Genomic DNA, 17,284 nt, shown 5'->3' on the forward strand with positions numbered 1-17,284 from the left:
AATCGGTTCCATGCACAAATCGGCACGATCCGGCATTCGGCGCGCGCGGGTCGGCACTAGGCAAGTTTTTCCTATCGTCCTCCGCCGGCGGTGCCGCGCTGTTCCTATAAGATACAGGTAGGCGCCGAGATGTGCCTTTCACCGCGCAACGGAGCAGGCATGGCGGGACGGAGATATCACGGCAGCGACAAGCCGAATGCGGCGCAGGCGGACGCCGGCGCGTGAGAGTGCTTTTCTATCTGCCCGTGGTAACGTCCTGGTGGTTCGACAATATCGTCGAGCCGCTGATCCGTTGCGTGGCCAGCGTGGCGGAAGTGCATGTGCTCGCTCCCGCCCCGTGGCGCAATACCGGGCTTGGCCCGGCAGAACTGGGCCGCTGCGTCGATCTGCCCAATGTGCACTGGGCCATCGTCGACAGCGGCGATCACGCCAGCCTGCGCACGGTACCCGCGGATAGGGAAGGGCTGATCGCCTATGTCCGTTCGCTCGCGCCGGACCTTGTGCTGTGCCGCAGCGCCGATTTCGACACGCCGCAGGCCTTTCCGGGCGTGGTCCGCTATATCATGGAAGCGGTGACCGCGCCGTTCGATCTGGTCTCGCCGGCGAACACCGTCCATTTCACCGAGGCCCCCTTTGTGAACGGCTTCCTGCCGACGCTGCCGGACGCGGACGCCGCTCGTCTCGATGCCCTGATCGCACCTGCTTGGGCGGACATGCAGGCATATTGGCGCGAAGCCTGTGGCGAACGCGAAGACGTGTTTCGCGTATTGGGCCTCGATACCGGACGTCCCGCCTTCCTGCTTCCGCTCGAATATGAGCATGAAGAGAATTTTTACCTGCAGCATCGCCCCGGTAGCCGTAGCAGCCGCGAACTGGTGGCCCAGGCAGCCGCGGCGGTGAAGGGTATCGGCACACTGGTCGTCACCGATCACCCGCTCAACGCGCAGCATGTGGATCGTGACGCATTCTACGATTTCCTGGCGACGCTCGACAATGTGGTGCTCGTCGAGGATCCGGTGTGGGATACCCCGCCCACCATCGCCCTGGCTCGGCATGTCGACGGCGCGCTGCTCCATGATTCGAAGAGCTTCGCGCTGGCCGCTGCGTTCGGGGTACCGATGCGCCGCCATTCGCGCTTCGCCAGCGCGCCCTGGCTGCACGACGGCGCGGAGTTGTCGGCGTTCGTGCGGGCGGTTGCAGCGGGCACGGCGATGCGGCCGGAAGAAGCCATGGTCCGCCGCTGGTTCGGCTATCATCTCGCCAACGAGGCCTTTTATCCTACCGATCCGACATTGACCGGTGCGATGGTGATCGATCGAGCGATGCGCCCGGTGGATCCAGGCCGCTGGCAGGCGGGAATAGGCCGCGTTCAGTTCCGCAATCCGCTGGTGGAGGATGCGGCATGAAGCTCGGTGCCATCGTCCGAGCGCTCGACACGACGGCGCCGGCGCTCGGCTGGGCCGGCGAGGTGATCGCTGCCGAGCGCCGCGCGCTCGAAGCGTTCGAGGCGGTGCTGCCGCCCGCGCTCGGCGATGCGGTGGCGGTGATTGCCGGGCAGGCTAGTCCGCTCACCTGTCTCGGCATGGGCAAGTCCGGGCTGATTGCCGCCAAGGTTGCCGCGACCTTCTCCAGCCTCGGCACGCCCGCTTTCGCGCTCAATGCGGGGGAAGCGGCGCATGGAGATCTCGGCGCCGTGCAGGACGGCAATGTCGTGCTGCTCTTCTCGAACAGCGGGACGACCGACGAGATCCTGCGCATCCTGCCGCTGCTCAAGGCGCGTGCCTGCGTGCTGATCGGAGTGGTGGGGCGGCCCGATTCGCCGCTCGGCCGCGCGGTCGACATCCTGATCCCAGCGGTGATCGCGGGTGAGGCCGATCATATCGGCATGGCGCCCACTGCCAGCACCACGCTGCAGCTCGCGATCGGCGACGCCCTTGCCGTGGCGGTGAGCCGGACGCGCGGCTTCACCCGCCTGGACTTTCTGCGCCATCACCCGGCCGGCCTGCTCGGGCGCCAGTCGATTCCGGTCCGAACGCTGATGCGTGTCGGAGACGAGTTGCCCACCGTGCTTCCCGACGCGCCGATCGCCGATCTGCTCGCCGTCATGTCGGCGCAGCGAATGGGAGCGGCCTGCGTCGTCGATCGGGAAGGCCTGCTGCTCGGCCTGGTGGTGGATGGCGATGTCCGCCGTCACTTCCAGTCGCGCCGCGACGTGTACGAAACCCCCGCCGCGGCGCTGATGCAACCGCATCCGCATGTGATCGATCTCGCCGCCACGCTTGGAGATGCGATGCTGATGCTGCGCGAACACGAAGGGGGATTGCTGGTGCTGCCCGTGGTCGACGGCGAAGGCCGCCTGCACGGCATGGTTCACGCCAAGGATATGATGAATGGCTAAGCCTCTGAAGATCGTTGCCTTCATTCCCGCCAAGGGCAGCAGCGAGCGCGTCTCGGACAAGAACACCCGCATTCTGGACGGCGAGCACCTGTTCAGGCGCAAGCTGCTCCAGGCGCTCGATTGCCCGGCGATCACCGAAGTCTGCCTGGATACCGAAAGCGCGGGCATCGCCGCCCTGGCCGACGATCTGCCGGTCACCTGGTTGCAGCGTCCGGCCGAGCTGGCGAGCAACGCCACCGATGGCCATGCCATGTTCGCCTGGGAGTGTTCACAGCGTCCAGACGCCGATATCTGGATTCAACTGCTCTGCACTGCGCCGTTCGTCACCGCCGAGACGATCGGCCGGGCGATCCAGCGCCTGCTGGCGGAGCCGGAAGCGGACAGCCTCGTCGCGGTCACCCGCGCCAAGCAATATTGCTGGACGGGGCAGGGCCCGGCTTATGGCACCGGCCGTATCCCCAACAGCGTCGAGCTGCCCGAGACGATCGTCGAGGCGATGAGCCTCTACATCGTCCGCCGCACGGGCGAAGGGGCTGCCACCCGCCGCTTCGGCACGCGCCCGATCCTGTTCGACCTCGACCCGATCGAGCAAATCGACATCAACCACCATCATGATCTGGTGATCGCCGAGACGGTCGCCGCCGGCTTCCGCCAGGCGGAAGTCACGCGCTTCCGGGCGATGCTGCCGCATCTTTCCTCGCCGGTGCTGTCGGATATCCTCAAGGAACGCGGCCACCGCGTGGTGCTGCCCAAGGTGCTGCGCCCGACCAGCGGCGGCAAGTTCCTCGGCCGCGCCAAGACGATCGAGCTGGCGGCGCTGGCGCAGCGGCCCGATCGCTCGCCGGACGGGCCGTGGCACGGCATCTACGGCGCGCTGCAATCCTATCGCTTCGTGCGGCCGGGCGACGTGATCATGGTCGCCACCGACGTGCCGGAATATGCCTATTTCGGCGATCTCAACGCCAATCTCGCGATCCGCTCCGGTGCGGTGGGCGCAGTGATCGATGGGGCGACGCGCGATACCGCAGATGTGCGCGCACTCGGCCTGCCGGTCTATGCCCGCGGCCAGACCTGCGACGACATCAAGTATGAAGGCACGCTCAAGGCGATGAATCGCCCGATTACGATGGGCGAGGTGACGATCGCCAACGGCGATGTGATATTCGCCGATGCCGATGGAATCGTGGCGGTGCCGCGGGCACTGTGGCCCGAAATCGAGGAAGCCGCGTGGAACGTGCTATCGAATGAGGCACGCATCCGGATGCAGGCGGCACGGGGGCGCGACGTGGACGCGATTCTCGCCGAATGCGGCGCGTTTTGAAGGATTTGAAGATGAAGACGGTCAAGGTCGGTGCTCTCGAAATCGCCAATGACAAGCCGTTCGTGCTCGTCGCCGGCCCTTGCGCGATGGAAAGCCGCGAACACGCCTTCTACATGGCCGAGGCGCTGACCACGCTGTGCGCCGATCTGGGCATCGGCTTCATCTACAAGAGTTCGTTCGACAAGGGGAACCGCACTTCGATCGATGCACCGCGCGGCATCGGCATGGCCGCGGCGCTGCAGGTGTTCGCCGATCTCAAGGCGAAGTTCGGCTGCCCGGTGCTGACCGATGTCCATGATGCCGGCCAGTGCGCACCGGTGGCCGAGGCGGTCGACGTGCTTCAGATTCCCGCCTTCCTCTGCCGCCAGACCGACCTGCTCGTCGCCGCCGCGCAGACGGGACGTGCGATCAACGTCAAGAAGGGCCAGTTCCTCGCGCCCTGGGACATGCAGAACGTCGCCAAGAAGCTCGCAGCCTCGGGCAACGAGAACATCATCCTGTGCGAACGCGGCGCAAGCTTCGGTTACAACACGCTGGTGAGCGACATGCGGTCGCTGCCGATCATGGCGCAGACCGGCTATCCGGTGATGTTCGATGCCACCCATTCGGTGCAGCAGCCGGGCGGGCAGGGCACCAGCTCGGGCGGCCAGCGCGAATTCGTGCCGGCGCTCGCCCGTGCCGCCGTGGCGGTAGGCGTTGCGGCCGTGTTCATCGAAACCCATGAAACGCCGGATACCGCCCCCAGCGACGGCCCCAACATGGTGCCGCTTGCCGAAATGCCGGCGCTGCTGGCTCGGCTGAAGGCGTTCGACGCCCTCGCCAAGACAGCCTGATCTAGCCTTTTCCTCGTGCCGCCGCACGGGCGATGGCGACGCATTCGACTTCCGCGAGCAATTCCCCGGCACTGCCGCTGTGCATCATGGCTCGTTCGGCCTGGCGTACCCGCTCGATCGCCCGTGCGATCTGTGGGGCAGACCAGCGGCGCAGCGCGCGGCCGATGGCGGGACGTTCCTTGAAGAACACCCGGTGCCGCTCCATCGCATCGTCGACGCTGGCACCCTGGTCCATCTCGGCGCGCAGCTCGGCCAGCGTCATCAGCCGGCGGACCAGCTGGCGCAGCAGCGGAATCGCCGAGCCGCCGCCTTCGCCGAGCTTGGCCAGCTCCTCGCCGACTTCGGCCACGCGCCCGTCGAGGATCGCCTCGATCGCGCCGAACAGCTCGCCTTCGCCCAGGTCTGCGCCGATCGCGTCGAGCGCGGCGCCATCGGCATCACGCGGATGTTCGGGATCGGCGTCGAGGAACAGCGCCAGCTTCTCGATCTCGCGGGTCAGCACCGCGCGATCACCCGCCGAGGCCAGCGCCAGCCGGTGCGGCACGTCGCCGGTCAGCCGCAGGCCGTGCTCGCGCGCGATCGTACCGGCCAGTTGCGCTGCGCCTGCGCCTTCGGGAACGTAGCAGGCAAAAGCCATCGCGGTGGGCGCGGCGATCGCAGCCTTCACCAACTTGCCGCTCGCCTTCAGGTTCGGGCCGATCGCCACCACCGGATTGCCGGCGCGCTCTGCACCGAGCAGCAGCGCCACCGCCTCGGCCGCGCCTTCGTCGATGCCCTGCACCCGGATGTAGCGCGCACCGCCGAACAGCGAGAGCGATGCCGCCTCATCGGCCAGCAGCCCCGGCTGGTCGCGCAGCGCCTTCATGTCGATATCGATCCGCTCGGCCTCCGGCCCCAGCGCCTTGCCCAGCCGCGCGGCGAGATCGGCGGCACCTGCTTCATCGGGGCCGTGGAGCAGATAAAGCCGGGTATCGGGCTTCGGTGCCTCTACCGCTGCACGGATCTGGCCGGCATTGGCCTTCATTGTGCCGGCGGGGTGCCGCCGTTGCGCACATAGCGGGCGATGCGGGCGACGATCTGGTCCGCGACGATGCCCGAAAGGCGCTCCAGCGCGGTCTTTTCGGCGGCGATCGTCGCATATTCCGAACCCACTACGTCGATGCCTGCATCCGATCCGGCGGTAGCGTCGAGCACGACCTGGCCGTTGCGCACATCGACCAGCTGGTACCGCGCGCGCAGCGTCCGCCGCTCACGGGACACCGAGTCATCGCGCCGTACGCCGAGACCGATGATCTGGTCGTCCAGCTTCACGTCGAGCCGATAGACGGCAGGCGCTCCGCGATGATCGAGCCGGTCCTTGAGCGCGTTGGTGACCAGCCAGCCGGACTGCCCTTCGATCGGCGCGACGTCGACCGCCGCCAGCGTGGAAGCGACCACACCGCCGCTGCCCCCCTGATACATCGGATGCAGCCCGCACGCAGACAGCGCGAGGGCGAGGGGGGCGAGCAGGGCGACGGACTTGTTCATGCGACGATGTTCACCAATCGATCGGGCACCACGATGATCTTGCGCGGTGCGTTGCCTTCGAGCAGCCGAACGATCTTGTCCGACGCAAGTGCCGCGGCCTCGACGACGTCTTTGGCCGCGCCCTTCGGCATCACCAGCGTGTCGCGCAGCTTGCCGTTGACCTGCACCGCGATCGTGACCTCGTCGTCGACCAGCAGCGCCGGATCGACCGCCGGCCATGCGGCATCGGCGATCATGCCGGTCTCGCCCATCGCGGCCCAGGCTTCCTCCGCGATGTGCGGCACCATCGGCGCCACGACGCGGACCAGCGTGCGGATCGCGGCGGTGCGCGAGGCGGAGGGCTTGGCCTTCTCGATCGCCGCGGTCAGCTCATAGAGCTTGGCGACGGCCTTGTTGAAGGTCAGCGCCTCGATGTCCTCGGCCACGCCGGCGATGGTGCGATGCAGCTTGCGGTCGAGATCCTTGTCCTCGCCCTCTGCTGCCTCCAGCCCGTCGAACAGCCGCCACAGCCGCTGGACAAAGCGCCAAGCGCCTTCGATGCCGTTCTCGCTCCACTCCAGATCGCGCTCGGGCGGGCTGTCAGACAGCATGAACCAGCGCACCGCGTCCGCGCCATATTGGTCCACGATCGGTTCGGGATCGACCGTGTTCTTCTTCGACTTGGACATTTTTTCGATGCGGCCGACGGTTACTGGGTCGTTTGTTCCTTTGACGAACAGCCCGTCGTCACGACGATCCAGTTCTTCGGGAGAAACCCAATATTGCTCTGTCATCTGGTGGCGAGGTTCATAGCCGTCCAGATCTTCAGCCGTATAGACGTGATCGGCTCGATACGTCTCGTGCGTCACCATGCCTTGCGTGAACAGGCCCGCGAACGGCTCGGCCACGTCGATGCGGCCGATATGGCGCAGCGCGCGGGTGAAGAATCGCGCATAGAGCAGGTGCAGGATCGCATGCTCGACGCCGCCGATATACTGGCCGACCGGCAGCCACTGCTCGGCCACCGCCTTGTCGAACGGCTTGTCGGAGGGCTGGCTGGCGAAGCGGAGGAAATACCAGCTCGAATCGACGAAGGTGTCGAGCGTGTCGGTCTCGCGCCGCGCGGGCTTGCCGCATTTCGGGCAGTCGACATGCTTCCAGGTCGGGTGGCGGTCCAGCGGGTTGCCGGGGACGTCGAACGACACGTCCTCGGGCAGCGTGACCGGCAGCTGGTCCTTCGGCACGCCGACCGGGCCGCAATCCTCGCAATGGATGATCGGGATCGGGGTGCCCCAGTAACGCTGGCGGCTGACGCCCCAGTCGCGCAGGCGCCAGACGGTGCTGCCCGTGCCCCAGCCGCCTTCCTCGGCGCGGCGGATCACTTCGCGCTTGGCGTCGACCACGTCGAGGCCGTCGAGGAAGTGCGAGTTCACCAGCGTGCCGGGGCCGGTATAGGCCTCGGTGCCGTCGAACTTGGGGTCGGCCTTGTCGCCTTCGGAGACGACGCGGCGGATTTCGAGGCCGTACTTGGACGCGAACTCGAAATCGCGCTGGTCATGCGCCGGCACGCCGAACACGGCGCCGGTGCCATAGTCCATCAGCACGAAGTTCGCGATATAGACCGGCACCTGCCAGCTCTCGTCGAACGGATGCTGTGCGGTGAGCCCGGTGTTCCAGCCGAGCTTTTCCTGCGTCTCCAGCTCGGCGGCGGTGGTGCCGCCCTGCTTGCAGCGCTCGATGAACGCCTGGACTTCCGGATTCCCGGCGGCGAGGCCCTGCGCGATCGGATGGTCCGCCGCGATCGCGACGAAGCTCGCGCCGAAGATCGTGTCCGGCCGCGTGGTGTAGACGGTCAGCCCTTCGCCGTTGGACAACTCCCACGTGAACTGCAGGCCTTCCGACTTGCCGATCCAGTTTTCCTGCATCAGCTTCACCTTGTCCGGCCAATGCTCGAGGCCCTTCAGCCCTTCGAGCAGGTCGTCGGCGAAATCGGTGATCTTGAGGAACCACTGGTTGAGCTTGCGCCGCTCGACCAACGCGCCCGAACGCCAGCCGCGCCCGTCGATCACCTGCTCGTTGGCGAGCACGGTCATGTCGACCGGGTCCCAGTTGACCGCGCTTTCCTTGCGGTAGACCAGCCCGGCTTCGTACAGGTCGAGGAACAGCGCCTGTTCCTGGCCGTAATAATCGGGCTCGCAGGTGGCGATCTCGCGCGTCCAGTCGAGCGCGAAGCCGAGGCGCTTGAGCTGCGCCTTCATCGTCGCGATGTTCTGACGGGTCCAGGCGCCGGGATGGACCTTCTTTTCCATCGCGGCATTTTCGGCGGGCATGCCGAAGGCGTCCCAGCCCATCGGATGGAGCACTTCCATGCCCTTCATCCGGCGGAAGCGCGCCAGCACGTCGCCCATCGTGTAGTTGCGCACATGGCCCATATGGATGCGCCCCGAAGGATAGGGGAACATCTCGAGCACATAGGACTTGGGCTTGGGCGAATCGTCGCGGGCGGCGAAGGTGCGGTTTTCCTCCCACGCCTTCTGCCACGCCGCGTCCGCCTTCAAGGGATTGAAGCGAGACGCCATATTGGGATTCCGATTAGTTGGTGGCGACGGCCGCGCGGCGCAGGTCGCGTGCACGGGTCAGGATGATGTCCTCGAGCTTCTGGACGGTGGCGGCCTGTACGGGTGCCGAGACCCAGGCGCCGCTGCGATTGACTTCGCGCAGCGCCGCGACCCGCAGCGCATCGGCGCGCAGATCCTGGTCGAGCACGGTCACCGTCACCTTCATCCGCTCGGTCGGGACGTTGGGGTTCACATACCAGTCGGTGACGATCACGCCGCCGTTCGAATCGGTCTGGAGCAGCGGCATGAAGCTCAGCGTGTCCAGCGTGGCGCGCCACAGATAGGCGTTGACGCCGATCGTCGTCACCTTCGATGCCGCCAGGTCCGCGTTCACGCCCTTCTTGTGGTGGCTGCAGGCGGAGGCGGAAACAGCGAGCGACCCCAGGATCGCAAAGCGCAACAGGCGGTTCATGGACGTCGTACTTCCTACCGGGCAAGGGATGAGTGCGAGCATCTATAGGGTGTGATGTGGCGGGAGCAAGGCGCGACGCGACGGGCGACCTTGGCCGATTCGGCTCGAATCTGTGGGTCTGTTGCAACACCTGCCGGAAAATTGCTGCCACCGGTGGAACGTTGGCTTCGTTTCATGGTACGGGCCTCCATAAGAGAGGAATGCAGATGCGTTTGGTTCGCTGGATGACGGGACTTGGGGTGGGGGCGCTTTGCGTCGCCGGCCTCGCCGTGTCTCCAGCGCTCCAGGCCCAGGAACGAGACCGCCTGGCAAGGGCAGCCGTTCGTACCATCCCGCTGTCGCTGAATGGCGTCGGCGGGTTCACCCCGGCTGCGGCCGATCCCAAGCTGGCCGCAGCGCTGGCCCGTAGCGGCATTTCCGATTCGGGCTTCCGCTTCACGCCGGCCGATTCGCGCTCCGGCGTCGATCGTCCGCTCACGGTCGCGGTCCGCGCCCGTTCGAACCGTGCGGTCGATGTGGATAGCCGCATTGCCGCCGCAAAGCCGAGCGCCGTCAACCTGACGCCGATCGCGTATAATCTTGGCGTGTCGGTGGGCTGGCGCCGTGTTGCCCTGTCGGGCGATGTCACGCATGTCGATCTGGTTGACCAGCCCGGCAGCCGTGAGCGCAAGGAAGTCGGCCTCAGCTATAGCGGCAAGCGCTTGAGCGGCCGCATATCGGCGGCGGAAGATCGTCCGCTGGTCGACACGCCGGTGCTGATCGGCGACAAGTCCAGCTATGCGCTCGATCTCAGCAGCTCCTATTCGGTATCGCGCAACCTCGCGCTTACCGCGGGCGTGCGGTATAAGAACGAGCGTGACCGCCTGCCGCAGCTGACCAACGACAGCCGTCGCGAAAGCCAGGCCATCTATATCGGCACCGCCTTCCGGTTCTGATCGGTTGGTCAGGCGGGCGCCCATGCGTCGATCGCCGCCCATCCATATACTCCGAACGATGTGAGGCGATGGGCCCGCTGTGGGTTCATGCCGCCCAGCGCGATCACCGGTACCGACAGGCCCCGGATCAACATTGCGAATCGGATCGGCCCCAACGCGGGCGCACCGGGATGCGAGCGCGTCGGGAACACCGGCGAGACGAGCAGGGCATCGGCCCCCGCGCGGATCGCGGCGATAGCCTCGCGCCGGGAATGGACCGGCCAGGTGGTGAGTCCGCGTCCGCGCCGGCCATGCGTGCCGGCTTCGCCGCGCATCGGCGCAGCGCCCGCGCGGAGCAGCACCAGCCGCCGCCGCCGCGCGATCGTGGCGATCCGGGCGAACAGCGCGCGGCGCGCGGCGCTCGGCAGCTGGTAATGGCGGAAGATCACCCCGCTACCGCGCGGCAGCCGCGCCAGCGCCTCCCATAGCCGATCGCCGAGTCGCGGGTCGGTCATCAGCCACAGCTTTGGGATTGGGGGGTGGCGATTGGGCATGTCCGTGCCTATAGCCCGCCCTATGCTTCAAGACGATGCCAGCCAGCGGCTCGCCGCGGTGCAGACCGCGATTCTCCGCGCCGCCAAGATCGCCGGCCGCAAGCCCGACGCCATCACCCTTATCGCCGTTTCCAAGACGCACGACGCCGCGACGATCCAGCCGCTGATCGCTGCCGGCCAGCGCGTTTTCGGCGAGAACCGGGTGCAGGAAGCGCAGGGCAAATGGCCGCAGCTGCGCGAGGCGACGCCGGGCATCGAGCTCCATCTCGTCGGCCAGCTCCAGTCGAACAAGGCCGAGGAGGCCGTGGCGCTGTTCGATGCGATCCACGGCGTCGACCGGTCTTCGCTGGTCACGGCGCTCGCCAAGGCGATGGACAAGGCCGATCGCCGTCCTGCCTGCTTCCTCCAGGTCAATATCGGCGACGAACCGCAAAAGGGCGGCTGCCCGGTAGCAGATGTGCCCGCACTGCTCGCCGAGGCGCGTGCGGCCAACCTGCCGGTTGCCGGCCTGATGTGCGTGCCGCCGGCGGGGCTGGAGGCCGCCCCCTATTTCGCGCTGCTAGCCAAGCTGGCAGGCGAGCAGGGGCTCGACGGGCTCAGCATGGGTATGTCGAGCGATTTCGAGACGGCGGTGACGCTCGGCGCCACCCATGTCCGCGTCGGCACGGCGCTGTTCGGAGATCGCGCATGAACGAACTTTCGCGGATTCCAGCCATGCTCTCGGTACGCTTCGACGCAATCCTGTTCGATTTCGACGGGGTGCTGCTGGAAAGCGAATATGCCGGCAACAAGCATGTCGCTGACTATCTGACCAGCATCGGCCACCCGACCACGCCCGAACATTCGATGGCGCATTTCATGGGGCTGGCGGGGCATGATTTCCTGGCAGCCATCGAGCGCTGGATCGGCCGCACGGTGCCCGACGATTTCCACACCGCCCGCGCCGAGGAAGACGCGCGGGTGCTGGAAGAGGGGTTGCCGGCGGTAGCGGGGGCGCTCCGCTTCCTCGAAAGCCTGCCCGCCGATCTGCCCAAGGCGATCGCCTCGTCGAGCCCCACGCATTGGCTCGACACCCATCTCCGCCATCTGGGCGTGCGCGACCTGTTCGGCGACAAGCTGTTCAGCGGTCGCGAGCATGTGGTGCGCGGCAAGCCGGCGCCCGACCTCTATCTCCACGCCGCCGCGGCGCTGGGCGTGCCGATCGAGCGTTGCGTGATCCTCGAGGATTCGCCGGTGGGGGTGACGGGCGCGGTTGCCTCGGGCGCGACGGTAATCGGCCTGTGCGCGGGCGCCCACTGCGCGGCGGACCATGGCGAGCGCCTGCGGGCGCTGGGCGTGCAGCACATCGCCCACGATTTCGACGAGGTCGCCCGGCTGATCGCATAACCGCTCCTACCAGGCGTTAAAGCTGAGCGTATCCTCCCCCGCCAGGGGGAGGTGGCCCGCGCCAGCGGGTCGGAGGGGGAGGATGCCAGAACGGCAGCCGTCGTGCTGCCTCCCCCTGGCGGGGGAGGATTCGGCAGGCCTTAAAACTCGTGCCCCGTCCGATCCCGCTTGGTCGCCAGGTACCGCGCGTTGTGCGGGTTCGCCGGCAGCACATGCGGCACGCGTTCGGCCACGTCCACGCCCGCCGCGCGCAGCGTCTCCACCTTTTGCGGGTTGTTGGTGAGCAGCCGGATGCGCGGCTGGCCCAGCAGGGTCAGCATCCGCGCCGCCACCCGGAAGTTGCGCGCGTCGATCGCGAAGCCCAGCCTTGTGTTCGCATCGACCGTGTCGAAGCCCTGGTCCTGCAGCGCATAGGCGCGCAGTTTGTTGATCAGGCCGATGCCGCGGCCTTCCTGGCGCAGATAGAGCAGGATGCCCCAGCCGCTCTTCGAAATCTCCGCGACCGCCGCCTTGAGCTGGGGTCCGCAATCGCATTTCAGGCTGCCGAGCATGTCGCCGGTCAGGCATTCGCTATGGAGGCGTACCAGGGGTGCCTCGCCGTTCGGCTGGCCGATCAGCAGCGCGATATGCTCGCCGGGCATCTCGTCGGTACGGAAGGCGACGATCTCGGCATCCTCGGCGGCTTCCACCGGCAGCCGGGCACGGCCGACGATGCGCAGGCGATCGGCATCCTCGTGGGCGTCGATATCGGCAAGCGTGATCGAATCTTCCGACTCGCCTTCGAGCACGAAGAAGGCCGGCAGCATCCCGGCAATGCGCGCCAGCCGCAGCGCTGCCGCAGCGGCATCGGCCTGCACCACCGGAATCGCGCGGAAGGGCCCCTTGAGCGGCGTCGCGAGGTCGAACTGCGGGTCGGCCAGCGCCGTCGCCGCGTCGAAGTCGAGCCAGTCCACCCGCTCGATCAGCACCGGTGCATCGGGCGTCGCCGCGTCGCGCTGGTTGGCGAGCTTCAGCGTCGCTGCGCGCCCTGCGGAAAGCAGCACAGGGGCCGTGCCTGCGGAGTCGAATGCCGCCAGCCGTTCGCCGTCGCCGGTTTCGACCGCCAGCAACCGAAGCGTGCCGCCTGTGCCCCGGATCGCGATCGGCCAGCCGCGGCGCAGGGCATCCACGGCATGGGCGGCGGCGCGCGGGTTGCTCAAAAATCGAACTCCGTCACGATCGGCACATGGTCCGAGGGCTTGAGCCATGAACGGCACGGTTCGCATACCTTGTGCGCCACCGCCTTTTCCGCAACTTCGGGGCTGGCCCACATATGGTCGAGCCGCCGCCCGCGATCGGAGGCGGCCCAATCCTTCGCGCGGTAGCTCCACCAGGTGTAGCAGCGCGCCGGCGCCGGGATGAACTTGCGGCCGAGATCCACCCAGCCATGCGCCGCCTGCAGCCGCCCCAGCGCCTCGACTTCGATCGGCGTGTGGCTGACGACGTCGAGCAGCTGCTTGTGGCTCCACACATCCGATTCGAGCGGGGCGATGTTGAAATCGCCGGTCAGGATCGTCGGCACGTCGAGCTTTTCGGACCATTCGGTCATCCGCGCCACGAAATCGAGCTTCTGGCCGAACTTGGGGTTCACCGCGCGGTCGGGCACGTCGCCGCCGGCGGGCACATAGACATTCTCAAGCCGCACACCGCCCGGCAGCCGCACGCCCACATGCCGCGCCTCCTGATTCGCCTGCCAGTCGAGCCGATCATCCTCGGCAATGGGGACGCGCGAAACGATCGCCACGCCGTGGTGCATCCGCTGGCCGTGCTTGATGATGTGGGTATAGCCCAGCGCGTGGAATGGCGACTCGGGGAAATCGCCGTCGATCACCTTGGTTTCCTGCAGGCACAGGATATCGGGCATCTCCTCGCGCAGGAACTGCTCGAGGATGGCGATGCGAAAGCGGACGGAGTTGATGTTCCAGGAGGCGATCTTCACGCGCGCCGATGTAGCAAGTCCGCGCCGAAGTGCCAGTATCTCGTCGGGAACTCGCCGCCCAAAAAGGAAAGGCCCCCGCTCCGGGGGCAATGGAGCGAGGGCCGACCTAGCGTTCGTCACGCAGGGGGAGGGGGCATAAAGCCGGGCAACAGGGGGAAAAATCCCGGACAGCAACCCCTTCCGCCTTGCCTTGATAGACGTGCAAACCTGTCGCTTGGATGAACGATTGCACTATACGGAAATTAATGCGTGCGAACCTGAATCCGCGGGTCGCTCCAGCGGAAAGCGGAATCGGCCACTGGGCCGTTGAAGCGCTGGTTGCTCAGCCGGATCGTGGTGCGGTTGTTCTGCGCGTCCAACGCCACCCAGCCTTGCAGCTTCAGCCCCGCGGGGGCGGCGCTGTCCTTCTGGAACACCAGGGTGATGCGGCCATATTCGGGGTGCTTTGAATCATGCACCTCCACCGAAACCACGCGCGGATCGGCGGTGGGTTTCACCTTCGCATAGCTGCTGATATCCTGGCCGGGATCAAGCAGCACCCGTAGCGGCGAGTTGCCGGTCGGCCAGCGCTGCACCTGGCGCACCTGATAGTCGATGAAATACAGGCTCTTGCCATCGGCGACGATCAGCTGCGGCACGCCCTTTTCATATTGGAAGCGGATCTTGCCGGGCTGCTTCAGCGTCAGCACGCCGCTCAGGACACGGCCGTTCCGGTCTTCCTGCGTGAAATCGGCGGTCATCGTGGAGATGCCTTTCAGATGCCGCTGCACCTGCGCAAGCTCCGGGGCGGGCGCCGCCGAAACGAGCAGCGGCGCGGCAAGAATCGAAAGGGCCAGGGGGCGCGAAAACACGAGGTTCTTCTCCGTATTGCTGGTCGCCCGGATAGCGGGCGGGGCTTGAACGGGCTGTGAACCCGTTACTGCCCCGATTCGATCCTCTTAGAGCTGCCGCCCCTCGGTATCCATCAGCACTTCACGACGGCCGACATGGTCCGGCCGCGATACCAGCCCCTCGCGTTCCATCCGCTCGATCAGCCGTGCGGCGGAGTTATAGCCCACCCGCAGCTGGCGTTGCAGCCACGAGGTCGAGGCCTTCTGGCTTTCCGCAACCAGCTGCACTGCGCGGCGATAGGATTGCTCCTCGGGGCTGTCCTCGCCGTCGGGCTCGCCTTCCAGCTTGAAGCCACCATCCTCGGGCTCCTCGGTTACCGCGGAGATATAATCCGGCGCCCCCTGCGAACGCCAGAAATCGGTGATCGCCTGCACCTCGTCGTCACTGACGAAGGGGCCGTGCACGCGGGTGATGCCCTTGCCGCCGGACATGTAGAGCATGTCGCCCTTGCCCAGCAGCTGCTCGGCGCCCTGTTCGCCCAGGATGGTGCGCGAATCGATCTTCGAGGTGACGTGGAAGCTGATCCGGGTCGGCAGGTTGGCCTTGATGACGCCGGTGATGACGTCGACCGAGGGGCGCTGCGTCGCCATGATCAGGTGGATGCCCGCCGCGCGTGCCTTCTGCGCCAGGCGCTGGATCAGGAATTCGACTTCCTTGCCCGCGGTCATCATCAGGTCGGCCAGCTCATCGACGATGACGACGATCAGCGGCAGCACCTGCAGGTCGAGTTCTTCCTCCTCGTAGATCGGCTTGCCGGTATCCGAATCATAGCCGACCTGCACCTTGCGGCCGAGCGTCTGCCCCTTGGCCTTGGCGGTGCGGACCTTGTCGTTGAAGCTCGCCAGGCTGCGGACGTTGACCGATGCCATCATCCGGTAGCGGTCCTCCATCTGCTCCACGGCCCATTTCAGCGCGCGCACCGCCTTGGCCGGCTCGGTCACCACATCGGCGAGCAAATGGGGGATGTCCTTGTACATGCTGAGTTCCAGCATCTTCGGATCGATCATGATCAGCCGGCACTGCTCGGGCGTCAGCCGATAGAGCAGCGACAGGATCATGCAGTTGAGCCCCACGGACTTGCCCGAGCCGGTGGTGCCGGCGACGAGCAGGTGCGGCATCGGCGCAAGGTCGGCGATCACCGGTTCGCCGGCGATGTTCTTGCCGAGCACCACCGGCAGGGTCGCGCCCTGTTCCTCGAACTGCTGGCTGCCGATCAGCTCGTGCAGGTTGACGCCTTCGCGCACCGCATTGGGCAGCTCGATGCCGATCACGGTGCGGCCAGGAATCGTCGCGACGCGGGCAGAGATCGCGCTCATGTTGCGGGCGATGTCGTCGGCCAGCTGGATCACGCGGCTGGCCTTGATGCCGCTCGCCGGTTCCAGCTCGTACATGGTGACGACCGGGCCGGGGCGCACCTCGACGATTTCGCCCTTCACATGGAAGTCTTCGAGCACGCTCTCCAGCAGCCGGGCGTTGCGCTCCAGCGCAGCCTTGTCGATCGTCGCATTGGTGTTTGCCGGCGGTGGCGCCAGCAGGTCGAGCGGCGGCAGCTGATAGCTGTCCTTGAAGTCCAGCGCGGCCTGTACCGGCGGCTTGGCACGGGCGGGGGAGGTGGCGATGGTGCGCTCGGCGATCACCGGGCCTGGGCGATTGTCCGGCACGACCTGCCGGCGGGGCTCGGTGGCGAGCGGCGCGGCGCGTTCGAACGGCAGGTCGTCCTCGTGCGGTTGCGGGTCGGCGATGCGGAAGCGGGGGGCGTCGGCGGCGACGATCCGCTCTTCGCCCGTGCTGCGGGTAAGGCGCGGCATTCGGAACAGGCGCGTAGGCGCGGTGAACTCCAGCCGCATCCACCAGAACCACAGGCCGCCGAGCAGCAGGATCAGGCCCAGCCCGCGCCCGGCCCAGAAGGAAACCGCCGGATCGCCCGCCAGTCCGATCACCCAGTCGACGCCGCCGGCTACCGCGAGCCCGGCCAGTCCGCCAAGTCCGGCCGGTAGCCGCCATTCGATCGGCAGCGACCAGTCGATATGCAGCAGCGTAAGCCCGATCGCGGCCACGAGCGTGCCCACCGCTGCGCCTACGATCATCCGGCGCGGGCGCTCGTTCGGGCGGCCGGTCATCCAGCGATGGGCGGTGATCAGCCCAACTGGCGCCAGCATCAGGATCGGCAATCCGAGCAGCGAATAGAGAATGTCCGAGGTCCAGGCACCGATCGGCCCCAGCCAGTTGCGCACCGGTCCGCCGGACGCGGTATTGAGCGCTGGATCCTGCGAATGAAAGCTCACCAGCGCCAGCACCAGCGCCACCGTCACCACGAAAAGGGCGATGCCAGCCAACACGGCCCCGCTACGGCGAACCCCCGCTTTCATCGTATCGCGCCAATGCGGCGTCTGTGCGCGGGTGGCCATCACCCATTCTCCGGAACTGCAAGGAAAGTCGAAGGATTGCATCGCCCTTGGCGACTCCGCCGTCA

At 66.9% G+C, this 17,284-nt stretch carries 16 protein-coding genes; 7 read left to right on the forward strand and 9 right to left on the reverse strand.

Translation table 11 applies throughout. From position 1 onward, the window contains the following. Positions 1-221 precede the first annotated feature (221 nt). The 4 genes from DD559_RS02150 to kdsA are packed head-to-tail and all read left to right on the forward strand — an operon-like array spanning position 222 to position 4,552. A complete protein-coding gene (locus DD559_RS02150; protein WP_116467739.1) occupies positions 222-1,406 on the forward strand; it encodes a hypothetical protein in 1,185 nt (394 codons plus the stop codon). After that, the gene (locus DD559_RS02155) at positions 1,403-2,398 is read left to right on the forward strand and encodes a KpsF/GutQ family sugar-phosphate isomerase (protein ID WP_116467740.1); all 996 of its coding nucleotides are present in this window, start codon (positions 1,403-1,405) and stop codon (positions 2,396-2,398) included. Before DD559_RS02150 ends, DD559_RS02155 begins: the two co-directional genes overlap by 4 nt. Further along, the gene (locus DD559_RS02160; protein ID WP_116467741.1) at positions 2,391-3,719 is read left to right on the forward strand and encodes an RraA family protein; all 1,329 of its coding nucleotides are present in this window, start codon (positions 2,391-2,393) and stop codon (positions 3,717-3,719) included. Before DD559_RS02155 ends, DD559_RS02160 begins: the two co-directional genes overlap by 8 nt. 11 nt (positions 3,720-3,730) lie before the next feature. Then, entirely contained in the window at positions 3,731-4,552 is an 822-nt protein-coding gene (kdsA, locus tag DD559_RS02165; protein ID WP_116470658.1) for a 3-deoxy-8-phosphooctulonate synthase, read from the forward strand. A gap of 1 nt (position 4,553) precedes the next feature. On the opposite strand, the gene holA is transcribed toward kdsA, so the two are convergent. Genes holA through DD559_RS02185 form a run of 4 tightly spaced genes read right to left on the reverse strand, consistent with a single transcriptional unit; the run spans position 4,554 to position 9,088 of the window. Continuing rightward, on the reverse strand, positions 4,554-5,576 hold the full coding sequence (holA, locus tag DD559_RS02170; RefSeq protein WP_116467742.1) for a DNA polymerase III subunit delta: 1,023 nt from the start codon (positions 5,574-5,576) through the stop codon (positions 4,554-4,556). After that, a complete protein-coding gene (gene lptE / locus DD559_RS02175; RefSeq protein ID WP_116467743.1) occupies positions 5,573-6,079 on the reverse strand; it encodes an LPS assembly lipoprotein LptE in 507 nt (168 codons plus the stop codon). Before lptE ends, holA begins: the two co-directional genes overlap by 4 nt. Next, a complete protein-coding gene (leuS, locus tag DD559_RS02180) occupies positions 6,076-8,637 on the reverse strand; it encodes a leucine--tRNA ligase (RefSeq protein WP_116467744.1) in 2,562 nt (853 codons plus the stop codon). The genes lptE and leuS overlap by 4 nt, the downstream gene beginning before the upstream one ends. A 13-nt stretch (positions 8,638-8,650) precedes the next feature. Further along, positions 8,651-9,088, reverse strand: a complete 438-nt coding sequence (locus tag DD559_RS02185) for a DUF3576 domain-containing protein (protein WP_116467745.1) — start codon at positions 9,086-9,088, stop codon at positions 8,651-8,653. Between the two features lie 206 nt (positions 9,089-9,294). Here DD559_RS02185 and DD559_RS02190 point away from each other — a divergent pair, with 206 nt between their 5' ends. After that, the gene (locus tag DD559_RS02190; RefSeq protein ID WP_368389676.1) at positions 9,295-10,023 is read left to right on the forward strand and encodes a hypothetical protein; all 729 of its coding nucleotides are present in this window, start codon (positions 9,295-9,297) and stop codon (positions 10,021-10,023) included. Positions 10,024-10,031: 8 nt separating this feature from the next. Here DD559_RS02190 and DD559_RS02195 read toward each other — a convergent pair whose 3' ends face one another. Beyond that, entirely contained in the window at positions 10,032-10,517 is a 486-nt protein-coding gene (locus DD559_RS02195; RefSeq protein WP_240610086.1) for a thiamine phosphate synthase, read from the reverse strand. A 61-nt stretch (positions 10,518-10,578) separates the two neighbouring features. On the opposite strand from DD559_RS02195, the gene DD559_RS02200 reads away from it, so the two are divergent. Together DD559_RS02200 and DD559_RS02205 are read left to right on the forward strand one after the other, a co-directional pair. After that, positions 10,579-11,247, forward strand: a complete 669-nt coding sequence (locus tag DD559_RS02200; protein ID WP_116467747.1) for a YggS family pyridoxal phosphate-dependent enzyme — start codon at positions 10,579-10,581, stop codon at positions 11,245-11,247. After that, positions 11,244-11,942 carry an HAD family hydrolase gene (locus DD559_RS02205; RefSeq protein ID WP_116467748.1) on the forward strand — a complete coding sequence of 233 codons (699 nt, stop codon included), beginning with the start codon at positions 11,244-11,246 and terminating at the stop codon, positions 11,940-11,942. Before DD559_RS02200 ends, DD559_RS02205 begins: the two co-directional genes overlap by 4 nt. A gap of 140 nt (positions 11,943-12,082) precedes the next feature. Here DD559_RS02205 and ribA read toward each other — a convergent pair whose 3' ends face one another. The 4 genes from ribA to DD559_RS02225 all read right to left on the reverse strand — a co-directional run bounded on the left by ribA (position 12,083) and on the right by DD559_RS02225 (position 17,219). Then, complete coding sequence (gene ribA, locus DD559_RS02210; protein ID WP_116467749.1) at positions 12,083-13,141, reverse strand: GTP cyclohydrolase II; 1,059 nt, start codon at positions 13,139-13,141, stop codon at positions 12,083-12,085. Further along, the gene (locus tag DD559_RS02215; RefSeq protein ID WP_116467750.1) at positions 13,138-13,920 is read right to left on the reverse strand and encodes an exodeoxyribonuclease III; all 783 of its coding nucleotides are present in this window, start codon (positions 13,918-13,920) and stop codon (positions 13,138-13,140) included. The genes ribA and DD559_RS02215 overlap by 4 nt, the downstream gene beginning before the upstream one ends. Positions 13,921-14,162: 242 nt before the next feature. Continuing rightward, positions 14,163-14,771, reverse strand: a complete 609-nt coding sequence (locus DD559_RS02220; RefSeq protein ID WP_165830952.1) for a LolA family protein — start codon at positions 14,769-14,771, stop codon at positions 14,163-14,165. 87 nt (positions 14,772-14,858) lie between these two features. After that, positions 14,859-17,219, reverse strand: a complete 2,361-nt coding sequence (locus DD559_RS02225; RefSeq protein WP_116467751.1) for a DNA translocase FtsK — start codon at positions 17,217-17,219, stop codon at positions 14,859-14,861. Between the last annotated feature and the right edge of the window lie 65 nt (positions 17,220-17,284).

Source organism: Sphingomonas pokkalii, assembly GCF_003096275.1.
Taxonomy (GTDB): Bacteria; Pseudomonadota; Alphaproteobacteria; order Sphingomonadales; family Sphingomonadaceae; genus Sphingomonas; species Sphingomonas pokkalii.